23 protein-coding genes are annotated in these 23,047 nt (G+C 64.9%); 14 read left to right on the forward strand and 9 right to left on the reverse strand.

From position 1 onward, the window contains the following. The first annotated feature begins 113 nt into the window (after nt 1-113). The 7 genes from BM118_RS14975 (at nt 114) to BM118_RS15010 (ending at nt 5,651) form a co-directional block, all read left to right on the forward strand. Nucleotides 114-842, forward strand: coding sequence for a helix-turn-helix transcriptional regulator (locus BM118_RS14975; RefSeq protein WP_092186336.1), 729 nt, complete (start codon nt 114-116; stop codon nt 840-842). Nucleotides 843-925: 83 nt separating this feature from the next. Beyond that, a complete protein-coding gene (locus BM118_RS14980; RefSeq protein WP_177234335.1) occupies nt 926-1,585 on the forward strand; it encodes an acyl-homoserine-lactone synthase in 660 nt (219 codons plus the stop codon). A gap of 1 nt (nt 1,586) precedes the next feature. Further along, entirely contained in the window at nt 1,587-1,802 is a 216-nt protein-coding gene (locus tag BM118_RS14985; RefSeq protein WP_092186338.1) for a hypothetical protein, read from the forward strand. Nucleotides 1,803-2,326: 524 nt separating this feature from the next. Next, nucleotides 2,327-3,244, forward strand: a complete 918-nt coding sequence (locus BM118_RS14995; RefSeq protein ID WP_011083884.1) for a branched-chain amino acid ABC transporter permease — start codon at nt 2,327-2,329, stop codon at nt 3,242-3,244. Beyond that, complete coding sequence (locus BM118_RS15000) at nt 3,241-4,185, forward strand: branched-chain amino acid ABC transporter permease (RefSeq protein WP_092186340.1); 945 nt, start codon at nt 3,241-3,243, stop codon at nt 4,183-4,185. The genes BM118_RS14995 and BM118_RS15000 overlap by 4 nt, the downstream gene beginning before the upstream one ends. Continuing rightward, nucleotides 4,178-4,945, forward strand: coding sequence for an ABC transporter ATP-binding protein (locus tag BM118_RS15005; protein ID WP_092186341.1), 768 nt, complete (start codon nt 4,178-4,180; stop codon nt 4,943-4,945). The genes BM118_RS15000 and BM118_RS15005 overlap by 8 nt, the downstream gene beginning before the upstream one ends. Next, nucleotides 4,938-5,651 (forward strand): ABC transporter ATP-binding protein, encoded by a 714-nt coding sequence (locus tag BM118_RS15010; RefSeq protein WP_025575580.1) that lies wholly within the window; start codon nt 4,938-4,940, stop codon nt 5,649-5,651. The genes BM118_RS15005 and BM118_RS15010 overlap by 8 nt, the downstream gene beginning before the upstream one ends. Before the next feature lie 191 nt (nt 5,652-5,842). Here BM118_RS15010 and BM118_RS15015 read toward each other — a convergent pair whose 3' ends face one another. The 3 genes from BM118_RS15015 to BM118_RS15025 form a co-directional block, all read right to left on the reverse strand. Beyond that, nucleotides 5,843-6,250: a hypothetical protein gene (locus BM118_RS15015; RefSeq protein WP_092186342.1), complete on the reverse strand. Its 408-nt coding sequence runs from the start codon at nt 6,248-6,250 to the stop codon at nt 5,843-5,845. 327 nt (nt 6,251-6,577) lie between these two features. Further along, on the reverse strand, nt 6,578-8,026 hold the full coding sequence (locus BM118_RS15020; RefSeq protein WP_092186343.1) for a glutamine synthetase family protein: 1,449 nt from the start codon (nt 8,024-8,026) through the stop codon (nt 6,578-6,580). A 166-nt stretch (nt 8,027-8,192) separates the two neighbouring features. Further along, nucleotides 8,193-9,551: an aromatic ring-hydroxylating dioxygenase subunit alpha gene (locus tag BM118_RS15025; protein ID WP_092186344.1), complete on the reverse strand. Its 1,359-nt coding sequence runs from the start codon at nt 9,549-9,551 to the stop codon at nt 8,193-8,195. A 210-nt stretch (nt 9,552-9,761) separates the two neighbouring features. On the opposite strand from BM118_RS15025, the gene BM118_RS15030 reads away from it, so the two are divergent. Together BM118_RS15030 and BM118_RS15035 are read left to right on the forward strand one after the other, a co-directional pair. After that, nucleotides 9,762-10,547 (forward strand): IclR family transcriptional regulator domain-containing protein, encoded by a 786-nt coding sequence (locus BM118_RS15030; RefSeq protein WP_092186345.1) that lies wholly within the window; start codon nt 9,762-9,764, stop codon nt 10,545-10,547. Nucleotides 10,548-10,700: 153 nt separating this feature from the next. After that, complete coding sequence (locus BM118_RS15035) at nt 10,701-11,033, forward strand: PRC-barrel domain-containing protein (protein WP_092186346.1); 333 nt, start codon at nt 10,701-10,703, stop codon at nt 11,031-11,033. Nucleotides 11,034-11,123: 90 nt separating this feature from the next. Here the strand turns inward: BM118_RS15035 and BM118_RS15040 are convergent, their stop codons facing one another. The 4 genes from BM118_RS15040 to BM118_RS15055 form a co-directional block, all read right to left on the reverse strand. Then, nucleotides 11,124-11,558 carry a VOC family protein gene (locus BM118_RS15040; protein ID WP_092186347.1) on the reverse strand — a complete coding sequence of 145 codons (435 nt, stop codon included), beginning with the start codon at nt 11,556-11,558 and terminating at the stop codon, nt 11,124-11,126. Nucleotides 11,559-11,652: 94 nt separating this feature from the next. Beyond that, nucleotides 11,653-12,498: a helix-turn-helix domain-containing protein gene (locus tag BM118_RS15045; RefSeq protein ID WP_092186348.1), complete on the reverse strand. Its 846-nt coding sequence runs from the start codon at nt 12,496-12,498 to the stop codon at nt 11,653-11,655. Nucleotides 12,499-12,555: 57 nt separating this feature from the next. Continuing rightward, complete coding sequence (locus tag BM118_RS15050) at nt 12,556-12,948, reverse strand: group II truncated hemoglobin (protein WP_092186349.1); 393 nt, start codon at nt 12,946-12,948, stop codon at nt 12,556-12,558. Nucleotides 12,949-13,171: 223 nt separating this feature from the next. Then, a complete protein-coding gene (locus tag BM118_RS15055; RefSeq protein ID WP_092186350.1) occupies nt 13,172-14,080 on the reverse strand; it encodes a helix-turn-helix transcriptional regulator in 909 nt (302 codons plus the stop codon). A gap of 122 nt (nt 14,081-14,202) precedes the next feature. Here BM118_RS15055 and BM118_RS15060 point away from each other — a divergent pair, with 122 nt between their 5' ends. The 5 genes from BM118_RS15060 to boxB all read left to right on the forward strand — a co-directional run bounded on the left by BM118_RS15060 (nt 14,203) and on the right by boxB (nt 20,639). Then, on the forward strand, nt 14,203-15,744 hold the full coding sequence (locus tag BM118_RS15060; RefSeq protein WP_092186351.1) for a benzoate-CoA ligase family protein: 1,542 nt from the start codon (nt 14,203-14,205) through the stop codon (nt 15,742-15,744). A gap of 129 nt (nt 15,745-15,873) precedes the next feature. Continuing rightward, a complete protein-coding gene (locus BM118_RS15065) occupies nt 15,874-16,692 on the forward strand; it encodes an alpha/beta fold hydrolase (RefSeq protein ID WP_177234336.1) in 819 nt (272 codons plus the stop codon). Between the two features lie 21 nt (nt 16,693-16,713). After that, the gene (locus BM118_RS15070; RefSeq protein WP_092186353.1) at nt 16,714-17,238 is read left to right on the forward strand and encodes a DUF309 domain-containing protein; all 525 of its coding nucleotides are present in this window, start codon (nt 16,714-16,716) and stop codon (nt 17,236-17,238) included. A 111-nt stretch (nt 17,239-17,349) separates the two neighbouring features. Beyond that, nucleotides 17,350-19,038: a 2,3-epoxybenzoyl-CoA dihydrolase gene (boxC, locus tag BM118_RS15075; protein ID WP_092186354.1), complete on the forward strand. Its 1,689-nt coding sequence runs from the start codon at nt 17,350-17,352 to the stop codon at nt 19,036-19,038. A gap of 149 nt (nt 19,039-19,187) precedes the next feature. Next, nucleotides 19,188-20,639 (forward strand): benzoyl-CoA 2,3-epoxidase subunit BoxB, encoded by a 1,452-nt coding sequence (boxB, locus tag BM118_RS15080; RefSeq protein ID WP_092186355.1) that lies wholly within the window; start codon nt 19,188-19,190, stop codon nt 20,637-20,639. Between the two features lie 204 nt (nt 20,640-20,843). Here boxB and BM118_RS15085 read toward each other — a convergent pair whose 3' ends face one another. Together BM118_RS15085 and BM118_RS15090 are read right to left on the reverse strand one after the other, a co-directional pair. Beyond that, nucleotides 20,844-21,644 carry an SDR family oxidoreductase gene (locus tag BM118_RS15085; protein ID WP_092186356.1) on the reverse strand — a complete coding sequence of 267 codons (801 nt, stop codon included), beginning with the start codon at nt 21,642-21,644 and terminating at the stop codon, nt 20,844-20,846. Nucleotides 21,645-21,879: 235 nt separating this feature from the next. Beyond that, nucleotides 21,880-22,938 (reverse strand): polysaccharide deacetylase family protein, encoded by a 1,059-nt coding sequence (locus BM118_RS15090; RefSeq protein ID WP_092186357.1) that lies wholly within the window; start codon nt 22,936-22,938, stop codon nt 21,880-21,882. Nucleotides 22,939-23,047: the final 109 nt, after the last annotated feature.

The raw sequence follows: 23,047 nt of genomic DNA on the forward strand, positions 1-23,047 counted from the left end.
CAAGTAGATTAAAGCTTCGGAGCAGGTGGATACCGGAGAACTACGGAAGCAGCGAATTGAGGCAGCCCCCAAATACGTGCTATAGCGGACGGTGAGGGTCAGGAAACGCATCGATGTCCGCCGTCGATTATGGCCGGGAAGCGCTCGACTTCATCGAAGGCCTGGATACCTATCGCAAGGTACCGGACGCCATGAACGCGCTTGAAGCGGCCTTCGGCCGTTTCGGCTTCGAAACCATCATCGTGACGGGATTGCCGAATCCCGATCAGCGATTTGCGCAGATGGTGCTCGCCAAGCGCTGGCCGGCGGGATGGTTCAATCTCTACACCCAGAACAATTACGACCGCTTCGATCCCGTGGTGCGGCTGTGCCGGCAATCGGTCAATCCGTTCGAGTGGTCGGAGGCGCCCTATGATGCCGAGCTCGAGCCGAACGCGGCCGAGGTGATGAACCGCGCCGGCGATTTTCGCATGTCGCGCGGCTTCATCGTGCCGATCCACGGGCTCACCGGCTATGAAGCCGCGGTGTCGCTCGGCGGCGTCCATCTGGACCTCAACCCCCGCAGCAAGCCGGCCCTGCACCTGATGGCGATGTATGGCTTCGACCACATCCGCCGTCTGCTCGAGCCGACGCCGTATCCGTCGACGCGTCTCACTCCGCGCGAGCGCGAGGTGATCTCCTGGGCCTCGCAGGGCAAGTCGGCCTGGGAAATCGGCGAGATCCTGCACATCACGCAGCGCACCGCCGAAGAGCATCTTGCAACCGCTGCGCGCAAGCTCGGTGCTGTCAACCGTACGCATGCGGTTGCGCTGGCGATTCGCCACAAGATCATCAATCCCTGAGCGACGTACTGGGAAATTTCCCAATATCGAACCTGCGTCTTTTCGCAGAGGGTGCCCCCTATTGAGGCTGAATGGGGGTTTTCATGATTCACGCAATTTCTGCGGTCAATCGCCACTTATACGAAGACGTAATCGAGCAGCACTTCCGGCTGCGCCATGAGATCTTTGTCGAGGAGCGCCATTGGGAGGCGCTGCGCAGGCCGGATGGCCGCGAGATCGATTCCTATGACGACCAGGATACCGTCTATCTGCTTGCGCTGGAGGGCCGGCGCATCGTCGGCGGTCACCGGCTCTACCCCACGACCAAGCCCTCGATGATGAGCGAGGTCTTCCCGCACCTGGCGGCGGTGCGCGGCTGCCCCTCGGATCCGCTGATCTGGGAATGGTCGCGCTACTTCGTCGTCCGCGATCGCCGCGACGGCGCTCTCAACCTGCAACTGATGGCGGCGGTGCAGGAGTTCTGCCTCGGCCAGGGAATCGCGCAGGTCAGCGCGATCATGGAAACCTGGTGGTTGCCGCGCTTCCACGAGGCCGGCTTCGTCGTGACGCCGCTCGGCCTGCCGGCTCTGGTCGAGAACGCCTGGACCATGGCGGCCACCATCGACATTCGTCGCCAGACGCTCGATGCCCTGCATGATCGCATCGGCATGGCTTCGATCGTGCAACAGGACGGCCCGCGTCTGGACGCCGTCGCCCGTGCCAACCTCTGCGGCCTCGCTGCCGCGCAACGAAAGAGCGCCTGAAATGTCGAACATGATGCGGGACAGCCAGATCATGGCGCAAATCAAGGACGAGAATCTCGGCTACATGTCCGACATGGCGCTCGAACTGGCGCAGATGGCGGACGACTCCGGACTGACGACGCTGGCCTATCTGTTCCGGATGGCAGCACTGGAGGCCTCGACGGCAAACAGCGTGCTCGAACCGGACGATCTTCCCCACCAGATGACGTCGCACTAGACGCCTCCTTCTTCACTTCCTTCATTCCGACGACGTCCTCACCCTCTCCCCGGCCTACCTGGGGGAGGGTGATTACTTTTGAGGTTTGCAAGAGGTCGTCATGCCCGGGCTTGTCCCGCCTGCGCGGCCGAAGCCGCTTCGGCGAGGCGAAGGCCCGGGCATCCACGTTCTTCGTGCGGCTCGGCAAGACGTGGATGGCCGGGACAAGCCCGGCCATGACGCCGTGGATGCGTTAGTGCTCAAGCTCTCAGGTCAGATGCGATTGCCTTGCCGCGGGGAGGGTGATCGTTTGGGTGCGGCAGGTTGCCCCATGCTGCGCGGCAGCCTTCTTGCATCGCGGGACAGGTTTCGGCCGTAGGTGCCGGGATGCAACAAAGTGCATGTTTGGTGTCAAATCGCTCTTGCCTCGGCACGATACTGCCATTACCCATTTTTCGGCCTTGAAGAGGCAGGGGGAGCTCTTTCACTGATGGCGACTGTGTTCGAACATCGGCGCGACGCTGCGTGCGCCTGAAAGAGTTTTGATGCTGCTCGTCGTCGAACAGTTTTTGAACGGATTGCAGTTCGGCCTGCTGCTGTTCCTGCTCGCCGCCGGCCTGACGCTGGTGTTCGGGATCATGGATCTCGTCAACCTCGCGCACGGCTCGCTCTACATGATGGGCGCCTATTTCGCCGCGACCTTCGCGGCCTGGACCGGCAGCTTCCTGCTCGGTGCGCTGATGGCGCTCGGTGCAACGCTCGTGCTCGGTATCGTGCTCGAGATGACGGCGCTGCGGCATCTCTACGGCCGCGACCATCTCGACCACGTGCTCGCGACGTTCGGCCTGATCCTGTTCTTCAATGAAGCCGTGCGGCTGATCTGGGGCCCGGCGGGCCTCGCGCTGCCGCTGCCGGCCTGGCTCACCGTTCCGGTGCCGATCCTGCCCGGCATTCACTATCCCGCCTATCGCCTCGCCATCATCGTGGTGGCGCTGCTGGTCGCGCTGCTGCTCTATCTCGGCGTGATGCGCACCCGCATCGGCATGCTGATCCGGGCCGGTGCCTCCAACCGCGAGATGATCGGCGCGCTCGGCATCAACATCAAGCTGCTCTACACGCTGGTGTTCGGGCTCGGTGCGGCGCTCGCCGGCCTTGCCGGCCTGATGCAGGCGCCGATCCTCACCGTGCAGATCGGCATGGGCGAGAACATCCTGATCCTCGCCTTCGTCATCATCGTGATCGGCGGCATCGGCTCGATCCGCGGCGCGTTCCTGGCCGCGATCTTCGTCGGCATGATCGACACGCTCGGCCGCGCCTTCCTGCCCAACCTGCTGCGGCAGGTGCTGAGCGGCGCCGCTGCCTCCACCGCCGCGCCCGCGCTGTCCTCCATGCTGATCTACCTGGTGATGGCGATCGTGCTGGTGGTGCGGCCGGAGGGGCTGTTTCCGGCCAATCGTCGATGAAGGCTTTCACTGTGAGCAAGGCCGTCACGGCCCTGATGCTGGCGGGCCTCGTGCTGCTGCCGCTCTATTCGCAACTCTCCGGCAACGTCTTCATCCTGACGCTGTTCACCCGCATCGTCATCCTGGCGCTGGCCGCCGCGAGCCTCAACCTCATCATGGGGTTTGGCGGCATGATGAGCTTTGGCCACGCCGCCTATCTCGGCATCGGCGGCTACGCCGTCGGCATGCTCGCGCAGGAAGGCGTCGGCTCCGGCTTCATCCAGTTTCCGGTCGCGCTTGCGGCCTCCGCGACTTACGCGCTGGTGATCGGCGCGCTCAGCTTGCGCACCCGCGGCGTCTATTTCATCATGATCACGCTGGCCTTTGCGCAGATGGCCTATTACGTCGCCTCGGGGCTGGCGCGGTACGGCGGCGATGACGGCCTCACCGTCTACAAGCGCAGCGACTTCTCCGGCCTGGTCAATCTCGGCAACCGCACGCAGTTCTACTATCTCTGCCTCGCCTGCCTGTTCGCCGTGCTCATCCTGATCTGGCGCATCGTCAATTCGCGCTTCGGCCTCGTGGTGCAGGGCCTGCGCTCCAACGAGCAGCGCATGCAGGCGATCGGCTTTCCTGCCAAGCGCTATCAGCTGGTCTGCTTCGTCATCTCAGGCATGATGTGCGGACTTGCCGGCGCGTTGCTCGCCAACAACACTGACTTCATCAGCCCGGCCGTGATGTACTGGACGCGGTCCGGCGATCTCATGGTGATGGTGATCCTGGGCGGCATGGGCACGCTGTTCGGCCCGGTGATGGGCGCGGTGGTGTATCTGCTGCTGGAAGAGTTCCTGTCGCAGATCACCGAATATTGGGCGCTGATCATGGGACCGCTGCTGCTGCTGATCGTGCTGTTCGGGCGCGGCGGCATCATGGGCGTGCTCGGGAGGGCTGGCCGTGGCTGAACCCTTGCTCCGCGTCGAGAAGCTGGTGCGCCGCTTCGGCGGCATCATCGCGACGGACAACGTCTCGCTCGACGTCGCGGCCGGTGAGCTGCACGCCATCATCGGCCCGAACGGCGCCGGCAAGACCACGCTGATCAGCCAGCTCACCGGGCATCTCGAGCCGCATTCCGGCAGCGTCTCGCTCGGCGGTCGCGACATTACGTACCTGCCGGCCTATCGCCGCTGCGCGCTGGGGCTGGCGCGGTCGTTCCAGATCACCTCGCTGCTGCTCGACTTCACCGCCGCCGACAATGTCGCGCTGGCGGCGCAGGCCCATGCCGGCACCTCGTTCCGCTTCTTTGCCGATGCGCGCAAGGAAAAGGGCCTCCGCGATGCCGCCCATGCCGCGCTCGACCGCGTCGGCCTCTTGCACCGCGCCGACGTCGTGGTGTCGAGGCTCAGCCATGGCGAGCGCCGCGAGCTGGAGCTTGCGGTCGCGCTGGCCAGCAAGCCGAAATTGCTCCTGCTCGACGAGCCCATGGCCGGCCTCGGCGTCACCGAATCCCAGCGCATGGTCAAGTTGCTCCAGGAGTTGCGGAAAGAAGTCTCGATCGTACTGGTCGAGCACGACATGCCGGCGGTGTTCGCGCTGGCCGACCGCATCTCGGTGCTGGTCTATGGCCGCGTCATCGCCTCGGGCGAACCGGCCGCGATCCGCCAGAACGAGGACGTCAAGCGCGCCTATCTCGGCGACCAGCATGTGGTGACGCACCATGGCTGACACGCTGCTCGACGTCGACGGCATCGAGACCTGCTACGGCCTCAGCCAAGTGCTGTTCGGCCTGTCGCTGTCGATCAAGCCGGGCGAGATGGTCTCGCTGATGGGCCGCAACGGCATGGGCAAGACCACCACCATCCGCTCCATCATGGGCCTGACGCCGGCGCGCGCCGGCGCGATCCGTTTCGCAGGTGCTGAAGTCAGGCAGCTGCCGTCGTACAGAATTGCAAAACTCGGCGTCGGCCTGGTGCCCGAGGGGCGCCAGATCTTCCCGAACCTCACCGTGCGCGAAAATCTCGTCGCGGCCGCCGCCGACCGCTTCAGCAGCAGCAATCCCTGGACGCTGGCTTCGATCTACGTGATGTTCCCGCGCCTTGCCGAACGCGCCTCCAACATGGGCAACCAGCTCTCCGGCGGCGAGCAGCAGATGCTGGCGATCGGCCGCGCGCTGATGACCAACCCGAAACTCCTCATTCTGGACGAAGCGACCGAGGGCCTCGCGCCATTGATCCGCGAAGAAATCTGGAACTGCCTGTCGCTGCTCAAGAGCCGGGGACAGTCGATCCTGGTCGTCGACAAGAACGTCGACCACCTCGCCCGCATCTGCGACCGCCACTTCATCATCGAGCGCGGCAAGACGGTGTGGAGCGGCACGTCGCACGAACTGATGGCCGAGCCGGATCTGCAGCACAAGTATCTGGGGATTTAGCGGGCTCGGCGAGGTGAGGGGCGGAGCGCTCCCGCCGATCTCTCGATGTCGTCCTGGCGAAGGCCAGGACCCATACCGCGAGGTCCATCTATTTCATGCGGTATCAGTTCCGAACCGCCAGTCTTCGCCAAACCCCTCCTTGGGGTAATGGGTCCTAACTTTCGCCAGGACGACGCCTGAGTGCGAACCAATCACCAATAAATCCCATGCCGGTGCAGCTCGCGGATCACGCGGGCCTCGGTGGACGGTTGGCGGCGCTTTGGCTTCGCTGTTTCGGTCGTGGCGACCACCGGTGCGGCAGTGGACCGGGCGGGTGTTGTGGCAACCGGGGCGGTCGCGACCGGCACGGCTGCCGTCGGCGGCGTCGTAGCAGCGGTTGCGGCTGGCGGCGTTGACGTCGGGGCAGTCGTCACCGTCTGCATATTCGGTGCCTGCGCTGCCGCCGGGCCCGGCGTCGTCTGCGGCGCGGCAGTCGCGGCCGGCTGCTCTGTCGCCTGCTGGTTCGAATTGGTTGCCGCCAGGCTCAGGCTCCGCGGACCGCCGGCATAAGCCTCGGTTGCGAGCAGCGACAGTGCCGCGATCAGGATCAGCTTGCGCATGGAAACCCCCGTAATCTGGTCAACCCGTCTTACCCAATTCGCGCTCGCAAGCGACTAATGCGACAGGTGGTGCGTGCCGATTTCGATCAGGGTCGCCCGGCAGGACCAGCGATAGATCAGACTGAACAATTGACCCCACATGACCGAACTCCATTGTTGATCATTGAGGAGAACTCTAGACCCCGTGTCTTTCCGGCGGTTTTCGAGGGGGAGGAAAATGGCTTCGTCGGATGGGGGTGAGATGTCGTCGGAACAGGCGGGACGAAGTCGCCTCACGGGGGCGTGAGGCGTGAGCTATGGCGCTCCGCAAGCCCGCCCGTCGGGGGGTCAGAACATCTCGAAATATTCCCGATGCTCCCAGTCGGTCACTTCGGACAGGAAGCGATCGATCTCGGCGTTCTTGATGTGGGTGTAGTAGTCGACGAACTCGGCGCCCAGCTTCTCGCGGAAGAACGGATCGTCCTTCAGCGCCGCGACCGCATCGCGCAGTGACTTCGGCAGCAGCGGCGCCTTGGTCTCGTAGGGCGTGTCGGCCGACGGGCCCGGATCGAGCTTGCGGTCGACGCCGTCGAGGCCCGAAAGAATCTGCGAGGCCATGTAGAGATAGGGATTGGCGGCGGGCTCGCCGATGCGGTTCTCAAGGCGCGTGGCGGCATCGCCGGCAGCCCCGAGCACGCGGATCATCACGCCGCGATTGTCGCGGCCCCAGATCGCGCGGTCAGGGGCCAGCGAATAGGAACGGTAGCGCTTGTAGCCGTTGATGGTCGGGGTGGTGAACACGGTGGACGCGCGGGCGTGGTCGAGCAGGCCGGCAAGGTAGGCGCGGCCGAACGCACTGAGCGGCTCGCCGCCTGTCGTGACCGTTTCCTTGGCCATGAACTGGTTCTCGCCGCTCGTGCGCGAGACGATCGACTGGTGCAGATGCCAGCCGCTCGCGAACAGGTTCGGCAGTTTCGGTCGGCACATGAAGGTGGCGTGATAGCCGTGGCGGCGGGCGATCTGCTTCACCGCGGAGCGGAACAGCACCATGTTGTCGGCGGGCTCCAGCCCCGTCCTCGGCGCGAAGGTGAATTCGCACTGGCTTGGCCCGAACTCGACCTCGACTGAGCGCAAGGGCAGCCCGAGCGCGACGACGTCGCGGCGCAGGATCTCCAGCACCGGCTCCATCTGATCGAAGCGCTGCTCGGTGAGATACTGGTAGCCGTGGCTGAGCAGGCTCACCGATGGCGGCGTCCCGGGCTGGCCGGCGTCCTCCGCACGCATATGCGGATCGTCGAGCTTGAAGATGTGGAATTCGACCTCGAGCCCGGCGACGAAATCGTGGCCACGGCCAGCGAGATCATCGAGCACCTTGCGATACAGCCCGCGCGTGGCGAACGGCACCGGGCGGCCGTCATTGAAATAGAGGTCGCACAGCACCCAGCCGGTCGTCGGCGCCCATGGCAGCACGCGGAACGTGGTGGGATCGGCGACCATCAGCACGTCGGCCGCACCCTCCATCTCCTTCATGCCGAAGCCGCCGCCAGCGGTGAACACCGGAAACACCGTGCGGTGCGAGGTGTCTTTCGCCAGCATGGTGGTGGTGATGGAGCAGCCGCTCTCCAGCGAGGCGATCGCCTCGGCGGCGATGATGGTCTTGCCGCGCAGGATGCCGTGCTGGTCGGGGAAGGCGAGGCGGATGACTTCGAGGTTTCTCTCCTCGACGATGCGCCGCATGCGCGTCGCCGCGTCCCTCTGCTCATCCGACCACAGCGCATGACGCGCGACGAAGGTCACTGCTATCTCTCCTTGATACTCGGTACGAGCATAGTCCACGCTGTCATCGTCCGCGAAGGCGGACGATCCAGTATTCCAGAGACGGGAACGTATCCACGAGGGGCCGCGGCGTACTGGATGCCCCGCCTTCGCGGGGCATGACAGCTGCCGGTGGCGAAAGGCATCATCACTCCGCCGCCGTCAGCCGATGCACGTTATCCGCGATCTCCTTCGGCACCGGCGCGGTCCAGGGCGCGCCGCGGCGGCGCTTGACGTCGACCTCCATCCAGTAGGTCTCCCAGCCCCGCGTCGGCCCGATGCCGTCCATGGTCGCCGGTCCCTGGATGCTGCGCGCGTTGGCCTCGTCCAAAAACAACATCGGCCTCTCGCCGCCGCCGACCTTCTCGATCTCCTGCCGCAGCAGGCGGCGGTATTGCACGATCGCCTTGTCGCTCTGGCCGAGATGCTCCTTGGTGCGGTCCTGGATCGCGCCCATCGACTCCACCGCCCACTGGTCGTGGACGTTGATGTCGTTGCCCATGCCGGTATAGGTCGCCGTCTGCTGCTCGTGCGGATCGAAACCGTAATCGTTGCTGCTGTTCTTGCGCGATTTGTAGTCGGGCAGCTCATAGAGCTCGAGCCGCTGGTCGCGCATCTTCGTCTTGTCGACAGGATTCGTATAGCTGGTGAAGATCGCGTACCAGTAGCAGTTCTCGTCGTCGACCGGCACGTGCCACTGCGTGATCGTCATCTCCGTGCTCATGGGGATGACGAAGCCGTGCGGGAAGAGCTGGTTGGTGACGCGCACATGGGTGCGCTCCTCGTCGATCTCGCGCAGCGCGATCAGCCGCAGGCCGTATTCGGTGTGCTCGACATTGATGATCGGACGGTCGTATTCGCGCAGGATCTTCGTCATCGGCAGGTCGCTGCCGGCGGATGCGCCGCGGAACTGCTTGCCGTAGGCGGTGGAGGTGTCCTCGTCCTCGAAGAAGCGGTGCAGGTAGGACGCGTGCGCGGGATCGATGCCGACCTCGAGCGCCTGCAGCCAGTTGCAGGCCATGTGGCCCTTGAACGCAAACGTATGCGTGCCGGGCGCGATGAAGCAGTCGATCTCCGGAAATGCCGGCGGCTCACCCTCGCCGAGCCAGGCCCAGAGGATGCCGCTCTTCTCCACCACGGGATAAGAGCGCTGGCGGATGTTCTGGCAGAGCTTCGAATCCTTCGGCTCGGCCGGGGTCTCGATGCACTGGCCGGCGGCGTCGAACAGCCAGCCATGGAAGGCGCAGCGCAGGCCGCCATGCTCCAGCCGTCCGAAGGCGAGGTCGGCGCCGCGATGCGCGCAGTGACGATCGATCAGGCCGTAGCGCCCTCGCTCGTCGCGGAACAGCACGAGGTTTTCGCCGAGCAGTTTGACCGGGCGGATCGGCCGCGCACCTTCCAGCTCGTCGACCAGTGCCGCCGGCTGCCAGTAGCTCCGCATCAGCTTCCCGCAGGGGTCCTTCGGCCCGGTGCGGGTGATCAGGTCGTTCTGCCCCTGGCTCATCATGGCGGTCGCGTCCTTCTTGATGAGGATCGTTGTCGATCAGCGGAGCACGTTTCCCTTCGCCTCTCCCCGCGAGCGGGGCGAGGGAGCGAGAGATCGAGGCTACCTAACCGAAACTATCCAAAGCGTGTGTTCGCCTATTGAACGAATGGGCGAATTATGACATGCCTTGGATCGGCAGCAAGCACTATTTTGCAGGAAAGTCCCGGCGCCATGCCCAAGCTGAAGCGGAGCGAGAGCGACGAGCGCGCGACGGATTTCGTCGAAAGCCTCGATCGCGGCCTGCGCCTGCTTCAGTGCTTCGGAACGACGGTAGGCCCCATGACCTTGAGCGATCTCGCCCGCGCCGCCGATCTTCCGCGAGCCACCGCCCGGCGCATGCTGTTCACGCTCCAGCGTGGCGGCTTCGTTGCCGGTGACGGCAAGCTGTTCTCGCTGACGCCGCACGTGCTGACGCTGGCGGCGTCTTATCTGCGTTCCAATCAGCTCGTCACGGTCCTGCAACCGGTGCTCGATCGCGTCGCGACGGCGGCAAACGAAATTTCCTCGCTCGCGGTGCTCGACGGCGACGACGTCGTGTTCGTCGCGCGCAGCAGTCCGGCGCGGATGTTTTCGGGCGGATTAGAAATCGGCTACCGCCTGCCGGCCTTCTGCACCTCGGTCGGCCGTGCCATGCTCGGCCAGCGCGACGATGCCGAACTTGCCAGGCGCCTGAAGGCGATGAAGCGTGAGGCGCTGACGCCGCAGACGGTGACCGATCCCAGGGCGCTGCTCACGCGCATCGCAGCCGACCGCGCGCAGGGCTACTCGCTGGTCGACCGCGAGGCCGAGCCGCATTTCCGCTCGATCTCCGTCCCCGTCCGCCGCTATGACGACGTGATCGTCGCAGCCATCAACATGGGCGCCCATGTCGACCGCGTGCCGGCGCAGGAGCTGATCGACCGCTTCCTGCCGCTGCTGCGCGAGGGGGCCGAAGCGGTGCGTTCGCGGTTGCTGTAGCGCGTAGCCCGGGTGAGCCAACGGGTCGGCGCGAAGCGCCGCCCGATGACAGGCTCCGCGATACCCGGGAAAGTGTCGCAGACCCCGGATGTCGCTTCGCTCATCCGGGCTACGCGACTATAATGCGCTCCACCCAAGACGAGGGAGGATGCCATGCAACATACCATGGTTCCCAGTGATCGCGTGGAGCACGTCGCCGTCTACGGGCGCGACGGCACGAAGCTCGGCACGATCGAGCGACTGATGCTCGACAAGGTCAGCGGAATGGTCACCTATGCCGTGATCAAGACCGGCGGGCTGCTCGGTACTCATCACCATTATCCGGTGCAGTGGAGCGCGCTGAAATACGATCGCGGCCGTCAGGCCTTCCAGGTCGAACTGTCGTCGGAGCAATTGAGCAGCGGCCCCTGCGAAATCGATGGCGACGAGTTCGACTGGGGCGACCGCTCGCGGCCCTACCCGCATCCGAACTATTGGTCGGTCTAAAGAGCAGGACGGGTTCGCAGCCGTATCGCGTTTGCGGGCTCGGTCGAGCTTGTCGCGCCCGCCGAGCGGCATCTGAAGCAACCGTCTGACCTATCCCGGCAGCGGATTTTCGCCCACCTTGGGCCAGTAGGTTCCAAAGCTCCGGAGGCCGCCCTCGGGATCGCGCGCCGCGAAATCGCGGCTGCCATAATCGGTGTTGTAGGGTTCCATTTCGATCGTCGCATCGGACGCCTTCACCCTCGCATAGAGTGCGTCGGGATCGTCGACAGCCAGATAAATGGCATCCGTCCGGCGGCCGTCGATGTCGCCGACCCGCTTTGCGTACGCATCATCGCGATGCGCACCGAGCATGAGGATCGACGATCCAAATGCCAATTCGGCGTGAACGACCGTACCGTCTTTGCGATAGACCACGCGTTCGGCGAAACCGAGGACGTTTTTCAGCCAAGCGATCATCGCCTCCGCGTCCTTGCAGCGCATGGTGTGGTACAGGCGCGGCGCTTCATAGCCATTCTGCTGGTTCATGAAACTCTCCAGGTCTTTGGATTCTTCAGGTCTTTTGCAATGCCAAGCCTAGTTCGGATCGCGCCAGCCGGGCTTGAACAAATGGGACCAGGCGCTATCCGCCGCCGTCCCGCATCAGGCGTGGATCCGCAAAATCGAGCCGCGCGGCCCATCCGGTCGGCGTCTCGCCGCTGAATATTCGGAAGTCGCGGGCAAGATGCGCCTGGTCGGCATAGCCGGCGTCAGCCGCGACGGCCGCCCAGCCGCCTGTCCCGTCCGTGCGGGCCAGCGAGCAGGCCCGATGAAAGCGCAGCATCTGGGCCATTGTCTTCGGCGGCACGCCGATCTCGTTGTGGAAGCGGCGCGTGAGATGCTTGCGGCTCCAGCCAATGTCGGAGGCAAGCTGGGTGATCCGGACTGCGCCGGCCCGTCGCCAGAGCGTATCGAGGGCGAAGGCGATCGCCGGCGAGGGCTCATGCACAGCGCGACGAAGCACGAAGTCTTCCACGATCTCAAATCGTCGCTGCCATCCGACCGCCTCGGCAACCCTGGCGCGGAGATTCTCGCCATCCCGTCCCAGAATGTCGTCCAGGCCCACCATGCGCGCGGTCAGATCCGGCACCGCTCCTCCGAAGAAGCGATACGCTCCGAGCGGGGTGAAATCGACCTGAACGCATTCGGCGCAGCCATCGGATTCGATGAGGACCGGTCCGGGAAAGAGACCAGCCGCGAAACTCGGCCGAGCGTCGGCAACATCCGGTCCACGCCCAAGTGCAATGCGGAAGGGCGTCCCCAAATTCACGAGAAGAGGCAGCGCAAGCGGCGCCGCGTGCCGGAAGCCGGCCAACCCGACGCCGCGCTCGCGATAGAACGAGATGCCGGAGACCAGCCGCGCAAGGCGTGGTGAGGCGGGCCGACGGATGACATCGGGGTTTGCGGCAGCGTCCATCGCGCGCAGCATAGCGCCGCAATGGCGCCCCTCCAAGTGCATGGCGCGCCCCGCCTTGCCCGTCGGTGCCTAGCGGTTGCGCATCCAGTCGGCGAGACCGGACAGCGCCTTGTCGAGGTCCTGCCGCGCGGCAGCGTCCGCGATTGTCTCCTCCAGCGCGCCGCGCATGCAGGTGAGCCACGCATCGCGTTCGGCGTCGCCGATGGCAAAGCCGATATGCCGCTGGCGCAACCGCGGATGGCCTTTCTCGACCGAATAAAGTCTTGGTCCGCCGGTCCATTCGGTGAGATAGCGCTTCAGCACGTCCTTGATCAGGCCGAGATCGGCTGCGTGCATCACGCGAATGGTGCGCGCCTCCGGCAGCGTATCCATCCGCTCATAGAAGCGCTCGACCAGCCGGTCGATCGTGGCACTGCCGCCGATCCGCTCGAACATGGAAATTGCGACGTCGCTATCGGTCATGTCTTGTCCAGAGATTCACTGTGGAGCGTTGATATAGTGTTGTCGGAAGTCGCGCAAAATCCTCGCTGTCGTCCCGGACAAGCGCGCCTCAAGCGCGCGCAGATCCGGGACCTATAACCACAGGGAGGGGTTTGGCGAAGACTCGCCGTTCGGTACTTCTATCGATCGCGACTGATAGATCACGCGGTATGGGTCCCGGCCTTCGCCGGGACGACGGCGGGGGTTACAGCGCCACGCTGCGCAGCCCGAAGCTGCGCGCTTCGTTCTGCAGCACCGGGCGCACCGCGTCGATCAGGCGCGCGGCGGCGGTATCCACGCTGAGTCCGGCGGTATCCACCACCGCCGTCGCACGCGCATACAATGGCTCGCGGCTGCGCAAAATGTTGCGCAACTCCGTCATGGCGGAACGATCATCCGCCATCGGACGCAGGTCGCCCTGGCGGCGGACGCGGGCCATGTGCTCCTCGGGCTCGGCCTTCAGCCAGATCGTGTAGAACGACGACAGGATCTGGTCGAAGGTCAGGGGCTCCGAGACGATGCCGCCGCCGGTCGCCAGCACCATCAGCTCGTTGCGTGCGAGCAGCTGTTGCAGCGCCGCCTGCTCCATGCGGCGAAAGCCTTCCTGGCCGTACAGCGCGATGATCTCGGCGACCGAGAGGCCGTTCTGCTGCTCGACCTCCTTGTTGAGCTCGACAAAGCTCCAGCCGATCTTCTTCGCCAGGATCTTGCCGAGCGTGGACTTGCCGGCGCCGCGCAGGCCGATCAGCGCGATGCCGCAGAACGGCGCGCGGCGCGGCGCCGATGCGCTGCCGCCGGCGAGCAAATCCTTGGCCTGCGCGATCTGCGCAGGCGTCGCCTTGCGCAGGAGATCGCGAAACATCTGCCAGTCCGGCGTCGGATCGGCGCTGGGCAGCAGATCTTCGAGATGCGCGCCCATCGCGTCGGAGACGCGGCGCAGCAGAACAATCGAGACATTGCCCTTGCCGCTTTCGAGCTGGGCGATGTAGCGCTCCGAGATTCCTGATACCTTGGCGAGCACTTTGCGCGACATGCCGCGCAGTGCGCGCATGGTGCGCACGCGTTGGCCGAGCTGTTCGAGAAATCGGGATTCGGCGTCGGGACTGTCGGTCATGAGCCTTCTTTAGCGGATGTCCTGCGGCGCATTTTAATGAAACATAATGCCTGCTAGCATTGACAGCAAGCCGCCGCGGTGTCTTTCTATGAATTATAATTCTAAATTCGGGGGAGAAGTCCGTGAGCGAGGGATCCTATAACGCGGTGACCTGGCTGCTCGACCGTAACGTCGAGGAGGGGCGTGGCAACAAGCTCGCCTTCGACGACACCGTCTCGCGGCTCACCTATGGCGAGCTCCAGCGCGAAAGCCGCCGCGCCGCCAACATGCTGCGCCGTCTCGGCGTCCGCCGCGAGGAGCGCGTGGCGATGATCATGCTCGATACGGTCGATTTCCCGATCGTGTTCCTGGGCGCGATCCGCGCCGGCATCGTGCCGGTGCCGCTCAACACGCTGCTGACCGCGGATCAATACGCCTACATCCTCGCCGACTGCCGTGCCCGCGTGCTGTTCGTCTCCGAAGCGCTCTATCCCGTCATCAAGGACGTCGTCGGCCGCATGCCCGATCTCGAGCATGTCGTGGTCTCCGGTGCCAAGCAGAACGGCCACAAGCAACTCGCCGAGGAGCTCGCGGGCGAGAGCGATCAGTTCACCACCGCCGCGACGCATCCGGACGAGCCCGCATTCTGGCTCTATTCGTCGGGCTCGACCGGCATGCCCAAGGGCGTGCGCCATCTGCATTCGAACTTGCAGGCCACCGCCGACACCTACGCAAAGCAGGTGCTCGGCATTCGCGAGAGCGACGTCTGCCTCTCCGCGGCAAAGCTGTTCTTCGCCTATGGTCTCGGCAATGCGCTGACCTTCCCGATGTCGGTCGGCGCCACCGTCGTGCTGAACAGCGAGCGTCCGACGCCGGCACGTATGTTCGACCTGATGAACCGCTACAACCCGTCGATCTTCTACGGCGTGCCGACCTTGTTCGCGGCCATGCTCAACGACGAGACGATGAAGAGCGCGCGTGGCGGAAAATCGCTGCGCATCTGCACCTCGGCCGGCGAGGCGCTGCCGGAATCCGTCGGCAACAGCTGGAAGGCGCGCTTCGGCGTCGACATTCTCGATGGCGTCGGCTCGACCGAGCTGCTGCACATCTTCCTGTCGAACGCGCCCGGCGACATCAAATACGGCTCCTCCGGCAAGCCGGTGCCGGGCTACGCGGTGCGGCTGGTCAACGAGGCCGGGCAGGAGGTGGCTGACGGCGAGGTCGGCGAGCTCCTGGTCGACGCGCCCTCCGCCGGCGAAGGCTACTGGAACCAGCGTCACAAGAGCCGCCGCACCTTCGAGGGCCCGTGGACCCGCACCGGCGACAAATATGTCCGGGATGCCGAGGGCCGCTACACCTTCTGCGGCCGTGCCGACGACATGTTCAAGGTCTCCGGCATCTGGGTCTCGCCGTTCGAGGTCGAGAGCGCGCTGATCACGCATCCGGCGGTGCTGGAAGCCGCCGTCGTGCCCGAGGCCGATCCGGAAGGCCTTCTGAAGCCGAAGGCCTTCGTCGTGCTGCGTCCGGGCGTGAAGACGACGGACTTGCAGGAGATGTTGAAGGAGCACGTCAAGCAGAAGATCGGCCCGTGGAAATATCCGCGCTGGATCGACGTGGTGGACTCGCTGCCGAAGACCGCGACGGGCAAGATCCAGCGGTTCAAGCTGCGCGACGGCGCGAATTGATTGGCTTCGTCATTCCGGGGCGCGCGAAGCGCGAACCCGGAATCTCGATCCGCGGACTGCAATCTCGGGATTCCGGATCAACTCGCTTTGCGAGTTGTCCGGAATGACGGAATGAATGGAACCGACAGCATGACCAACCTCACCCCCACCGGCTTCCTCCGCATCGGCAACGCCAGCCTCGAATACAAATGGCTGGCGCCGCAATCAGCGGACGCACCGACCATCGTCATGCTGCACGAGGGCCTCGGCTCGGTCGGCCTCTGGGGCGACTTTCCGGAAAAGCTACGAGAGGCGACCGGTGCCGGCATCTTCGTCTATTCGCGTGCGGGCTACGGGCAGTCGAGCCCGGTCGCGCTGCCGCGGCCGCTCGATTACATGCAGCGCGAGGCGCTGGATGTGCTGCCGAAACTGCTCGATGCGATCGGCTTCAAGCGTGGCCTCCTGCTCGGCCATTCCGACGGCGCCTCGATCGCGACGATCTATGCCGGCGCGCATCAGGATCATCGCCTGAACGGCCTCGTGCTGATCGCGCCGCATTTCATCGTCGAGGACATCTCGGTCAAATCCATCGCCGCGATCAAGACCGCCTTCGAGACCACCGATCTCAAGACCAAGCTCGCGCGCTGGCACAAGGACGTCGACAACGCCTTCTACGGCTGGAACGGCGCCTGGCTCGATCCGAAGTTCCGCGACTGGGACATCTCGGAATATCTCGCCTATGTCCGCGTGCCTGTCATGGTCCTGCAAGGTGTGGACGATCAATATGGGACTCTGCGCCAGGTCGAGATCGCGCAGGAAGAGTGTTATTGTCCGGTAGATCTAAAAATTATTTCAGACGCGGGCCATTCCCCGCATCGTGAAGCGCCGGGAGCGACGCTTGACGCGATTGAGCCATTTGCAAAGGCGACCCTGCGCGAGGATCAGGGACTTCAGGGACGCGCCGCATGATGTTGCGGAGGCGCACCTGTCATGAGTGCGCCGCCGAATGCGAGCGGCCAATTGCCGTGGCCGCGATGGGCCTATGTGCCGGGCGAGGCCGCCGGGCTGGATGCCGACTACGAAACGCTCGACATGGCCAAGGCGCTGGTGCCCTCGGCCTTTCGCGGCCATGTGCCGGCGCGCCATCCGGCGCTGCGCTACGGGCTCGCGCTCAACGACCGCGGCTATTTCTGGGAAGCGCAGGAGGTGCTGGAGGCGGTGTGGGCCGCGGCGCCCCAGGGCGGCCGCGAGCGCATTCTGCTGCGCGCCTGCATCCACATCGCCAATGCGAATTTGCGGCTGCGTATGCAAAGGTCGCATTCGGCGGCACGGCTGTTCGGCGAGGCGTTGGCGGAGCTGCGCGCGCTGAACGCGCGCAAGACGGCTGCGGCCGGCGACGGCTTTGTCGAGAGCTTCTCCATTGCGGCGCTGACGGCCTTGCTCCAGGCCAAGATCGGCCGTCCCCAGCTCTCCAAGGCCGACTGGATCGCACTCGGCGCCATTGTGCGGTCCTAGGCGTCGGCATGAAACAAAGTGCATGTCTTGGCCGTTATGGGCTAGACTCACTCCAGAATGTGCACTATTGTGCATCTAACGGTTAAACCAAGACGAACTCAAGGGTGGCCCATGGCCGGGGAAGATCGGCGCCTCGCAGGCGGCGCGACATTCATCGATTTCCAGACCGAACCGTCCCGCTACAAGCACTGGAAGCTTGCGGTCGATGGCGATGTCGCCACGCTGACCATGGACGTCGACGAGAATGGCGGCCTGTTCGAGGGCTATCTGCTCAAGCTCAATTCCTACGACCTCGGCGTCGACATCGAGCTTGCCGATGCGATCCAGCGGCTGCGCTTCGAGCATCCCGAGGTGAAGGTGGTGGTGATGCGCTCGGCGAAGAACCGCGTGTTCTGCGCCGGCGCCAACATCCGCATGCTCGCGGGCTCGACCCACGCCCACAAGGTCAACTTCTGCAAGTTCACCAACGAGACCCGCAACGGCATGGAGGATTCGTCCGAGAATTCCGGCCAGCGCTTCATCACCGTGGTGAACGGCTCGGCCGCCGGCGGCGGCTATGAGCTGGCGCTTGCGACCGACCACATCATCCTCGCCGACGACGGTGCTTCTTCGGTGGCGCTGCCCGAAGTGCCGCTGCTCGCGGTGCTGCCGGGCACCGGCGGCCTCACCCGCGTCGTCGACAAGCGCAAGGTGCGCCGCGACCATGCCGACTTCTTCTGCACCATCGAGGAAGGCGTGAAAGGCAAGCGCGCCGTGCAGTGGCGTCTCGTCGACGAGATCGCGCCGAACTCCAAGCTGGAAGGCAAGATTGCCGAGCGCGTCAAGGAATTCGCAGCTTCCTCCAGGCGCGGCGGCAGCGGCAAGGGCATTGCGCTGACGCCGCTCAGGCGCATCGTCGACGAGACCAGCCTGCGCTACGGCTTCGTCACCGTCGACATCGATCGTGCCGCCCGCATCGCCACCATCTCGATCAAGGCGCCGGAGGCCGCGCCGCCAGCCGACATCGACGGCATGATGGCGCAGGGCGCTTCGTTCTGGCCGCTCCAGGTCGCGCGCGAGCTCGACGATGCGATCCTGCATCTGCGCATCAACGAGCTCGAGATCGCCATGCTGGTGTTCAAGAGCCATGGCGACCGCGCCCATGTGCTCGCAGCCGACGCCTTCCTCGAAGCCAACAAGGCGCACTGGCTGGTCAACGAGATCAGGCATTACTGGAAGCGCGTGCTCAAGCGTATCGACGTCACCTCGCGCACGCTGGTGACGCTGGTCGAGCCCGGCTCCTGCTTTGCCGGCACGCTCGCCGAGCTCGTCTTCGCCGCCGACCGCTCCTACATGCTGATCGGCACGCGTCAGGGCGACAACCGGCCGCCGCCGTCGATCGAACTGTCCGCGATGAACTTTGGCCCGTATCCGATGAGCCATGGCCTGACGCGGCTTCAGTCGCGCTTCCAGGCCGACCCGTCCGATCTGGAGCGCGCGGAAGCCACCGTCGGCACCAGCCTGGACGCCGAGGAGGCGGAGGAGCTCGGCCTCGTAACCTTCGCGCTCGACGACATCGACTGGGATGACGAGGTCCGCGTGTTTCTGGAGGAGCGCGCCAGCTTCTCGCCCGACAGCCTCACCGGCATGGAAGCCAGCCTGCGCTTCGTCGGCCCCGAGACGATGGAATCAAAGATCTTCGCGCGCCTCACCGCCTGGCAGAACTGGATCTTCCAGCGCCCGAACGCGGTCGGCGAGGAAGGCGCGCTGCGCCGCTACGGCAGCGGGCAGAAGCCGAAATTCGATATGACGCGGGTGTAACGACTTTCGTGTCCCGGGCGCGGCGCAGCACGAAGTGATGCGATGCTGAACCGGGATCCAGACGGACCAGACAATAGGTCCCGGCTCTGCAGCGCACCGCTTTGCGCTGCGCAGCGGCCGGGACACGGAACAGACCAAGGAGCACGGCCATGAACATGAACATCATGAACGTCGACTACTCGACCAAGATTCCCAACAACGTCAATCTCGCCGAAGACCGCCAGGTGCTGAAGGCGCTGGAAGGCTGGCATCCCGGTTATATGGACTGGTGGAGCGACATGGGGCCGGAAGGTTTCCAGGAGTCGCTGGTGTATTTGCGCACCGCTTACTCCGTCGATCCGCGCGGCTGGGCCAAGTTCGACTATGTCCGCATGCCCGAATATCGCTGGGGCATCCTGCTCGCGCCGCAGGAAGAGAACCGCGTCGTTCCCTTCGGCGAGCACTATGGCGAGCCGGCCTGGCAGGAAGTGCCGGGCGAGCATCGCGCCATGCTGCGCCGCCTGATCGTGATCCAGGGCGACACCGAGCCGGCCTCGGTGGAGCAGCAGCGCCATCTCGGCAAGACTGCGCCCTCGCTCTACGACATGCGCAACCTGTTCCAGGTCAATGTCGAGGAAGGCCGCCACCTCTGGGCGATGGTCTACCTGCTGCAAAAATATTTCGGCCGCGACGGCCGCGAGGAAGCCGACGATCTGCTGCGCCGCCGCTCCGGCGATGCGGACGCGCCGCGCATGCTCGGCGCCTTCAACGAGGCGACGCCGGACTGGCTGTCCTTCTTCATGTTCACCTACTTCACCGACCGTGACGGCAAGATGCAGCTGCACAGCCTCGCGCAGTCGGGCTTCGATCCCTTGTCGCGCACCTGCCGCTTCATGCTCACGGAAGAAGCGCACCACATGTTCGTCGGCGAGACCGGCATCACCCGTGTCGTGCAGCGCACCTGCGATGCCATGCGCGAAGCCGGCATCACCGATCCCACCGACATCGCCAAGGTCCGCGCGCTCGGTGTGATCGACCTGCCGACCATCCAGAAGAAGCTGAACCTGCACTATACGCTGTCGCTCGACCTGTTCGGCTCGGAGGTCTCGACCAATGCGGCCAACGCCTTCAACGCCGGCATCAAGGGCCGCTATCACGAGACCCAGATCGAGGACGATCACCAGCTCAAGAACGCCACCTATCCGGTACTCAAGTTCATCAACGGCGAGATCAAGCTGGTCGACGAGCCGGCGCTGACCGCGCTCAACATGCGCCTGCGCGACGATTACAGCCAGGATTGCGTCAAGGGCATGCTGCGCTGGAACAAGGTGATTTCGACCGCGGGCTACGACTTCAAGCTGGCCCTGCCCAACGTCGCCTTCCATCGCCACATCGGCGAGTTCAAGGACGTCCATGCGACGCCCGACGGCATTTTGATCGACGATGCCACCTGGGCGAAGCGCAAGGACGAATGGCTGCCTTCGACGGCCGACGGCGATTTCATCACCTCGCTGATGCAGCCCGTCACCGAGACCGGCAAATTCGCCTCCTGGATCTCGCCGCCGAAGGTCGGCATCGACAACAAGCCCGGCGATTTCGAATACGTGAAGATCGAGTCGTAGCGGCTGCTCGCGAGACGCGACGGCCGCGCCACAACTCCGGTGTCGTCCCGGCGAAGGCCGGGACCCATAACCACAGGGAGTAGTTTGACGAAGGCTCGTCGTCCGGTACTCATACCAACCGCAATCGATAGATTCCGCGGTATGGGTCCCGGCCTTCGCCGGGACGACGCCGGAATGTGACTGGTGCGCGCCGCCGAAGCGCGCCTACCCCGCGATCTCCAGCCCGGCATTGGCATAGACCACGCCGCCATCGACGGCGATGGTGTTGCCGACCACGTAATCACCCGCACGCGAGGCGAGATAGATCGCGACTCCTGCCATGTCCTCGTCGGTTCCGATCCGCCGCGCCGGAATGCGCTTGGCAACGTCGTCCGCGTGGTCGCGCGCGGCCCGGTTCATGTCGGACTTGAACGCGCCGGGCGCGATCGCGGTGACGTTGATGCTGTCCTTGATCAGCTTCGTCGCCATGCGCCGCGTCAGATGGATCACGGCGGCCTTGCTGGCGGCGTAGGAATAGGTCTCGCTCGGATTGACGAAGATGCCGTCGACCGAAGCGATGTTGATGACCTTGGCCGGACGTTCTGCGCTTGCAGCCGCGCGCAGCGGTTTCGCCAGCGCCTTGGTCAGGAAGAACAGCGACTTGACGTTGAGGTCCATCACCTTGTCCCAGCCGCTTTCGGGGAATTCGTCGAACTCCGCGCCCCAGGCCGCACCGGCATTGTTGACGAGGATGTCGAGCTTCGGCTCCAGCTTGATGATTTCGCCGGCGAGCTTGTCGCAGCCTTCGACGGTCGAGATGTCGATCGGCAGCGCGATGCACTCGCCGTCATATTGGCCTGACAGCTCCTTCGCCGTCGCCTCGCACGGCCCGGCCTTGCGCGCGGTGATGTAGACCTTCGCCGCGCCTTGCGCGAGGAAGCCCGCCGCGATCATCTTGCCGATGCCGCGCGAGCCGCCGGTCACGAGTGCGATGCGGCCTTTGAGCGAGAACAGATCGTTGAACATGGTGCCTCCCTTGGTTTGTGACGTTTTGGGCGGGGAGGAGAGGGGAGTCAAGAAACGGTGGGAGTGTGGTGCGTCAGCCGTTCAACCAACTCGGTGTCGTCCCGGCGGAGGCCGGGACCCATAACCACAGGGAGACGTTTGGCGAAGGCTGGTCGTTCGGGATTGATACCGATCGCAATCGAAAAATCACGCGGTATGGGTCCCGGCCTTCGCCGGGACGACACCAAGCGGGGAGCTACGCCGCCGCAATCCGGCGGAAGCCGTTCCACATCGCGGTCGCGGCGCCCGAGGTCAGCACCGGCAGGATCCGCGTGTCCTGGTAGTTGCCGTTGAGCGAGACGCGCGGCAGCGCGGTCATGTGGCCGGCGTTCTCGGCGAACAGCATGCCCGGCCGCGTCGTCACCGCGGTCTTGAAGCCGGCCGATGCGGCCAGTGCGAATTCGCGCTCGCCGGCCGCCTCGCGGTCGCCATAGGGATAGGCGAAGTGCAGCACGGGACGCTCCAGGGCCTGCTCGATCCGCGTGCGGCTCACCGCCATCTCCTGCGCGGCGATCTCCTCGCTCTGCCTGGCGAGATTGCAATGGCTGATGGAGTGCGCACCGATCGTGACCAGCGGATCCGCGGCCAGCTGCTTCACCCCGTCCCAGGACAGGCAGAGGGTGCGGCACAGCGCTTCCATGTCGACGCCATGTCTGGTGCAGAGCGCCGCGATCTCGCGCGAAAGATCATGCTCGCCCGGCAGCGCGCGCAGCCAGTCGTGCAGGCGGTCGAACGCCGCCTGTTTCGCGGCAGGCGTCGTCGCGTCGAGCCGGAGCGCGGAATTGCCGATTCTTACGTCGATCTGCTCGGTCCCGGCGATCACGGCTTCCAGCGCCGTCCACCACAGCCGCCCCGTGCCCTCGGCGAAATCGCTGGCGACATAGACCGCCAAAGGCGCGTCAAATTCGCGCAGCACCGGCAGCGCATGGTCCAGATTATCGCGATAGCCGTCGTCGAGGGTGAAGGCGGCGAAGCGGCGGGTGAACCGGCCCTGCACCAGCCGCTCATGCAGCTCGTCCATGCTGACGATATCGATCTCGCGCGAGCGCAGATGGCACAGCGTCGCGCGCAGGAAATCCGGGGTGACCTCCAGATGCCGGTTCGGCTGGAACGCGGCCTCGCGAGCCGGCCGCACGTGGTGCAGCATGAAAATGGCGCCAACGCCCGACAGGAGCGGGCGCAACAGGTGGTGCGCTCCGCTGAAATAGAGTGCTCCCAGCCCGGCGCGGATGACGTTGTTACGAAGTTGTTTCATGACCCGCTGGCGGACTCTGGCCTTCCACTTTCAACTTACGGAAGAACCCTTGAAGAAAAAGTTATTCCAATTGTCCACGCAAAGGCCTTGCGAGGGCCGCCATTTCCGG

This window comes from Bradyrhizobium sp. cf659 (assembly GCF_900113725.1).
Taxonomy (GTDB): domain Bacteria; phylum Pseudomonadota; class Alphaproteobacteria; order Rhizobiales; family Xanthobacteraceae; genus Bradyrhizobium.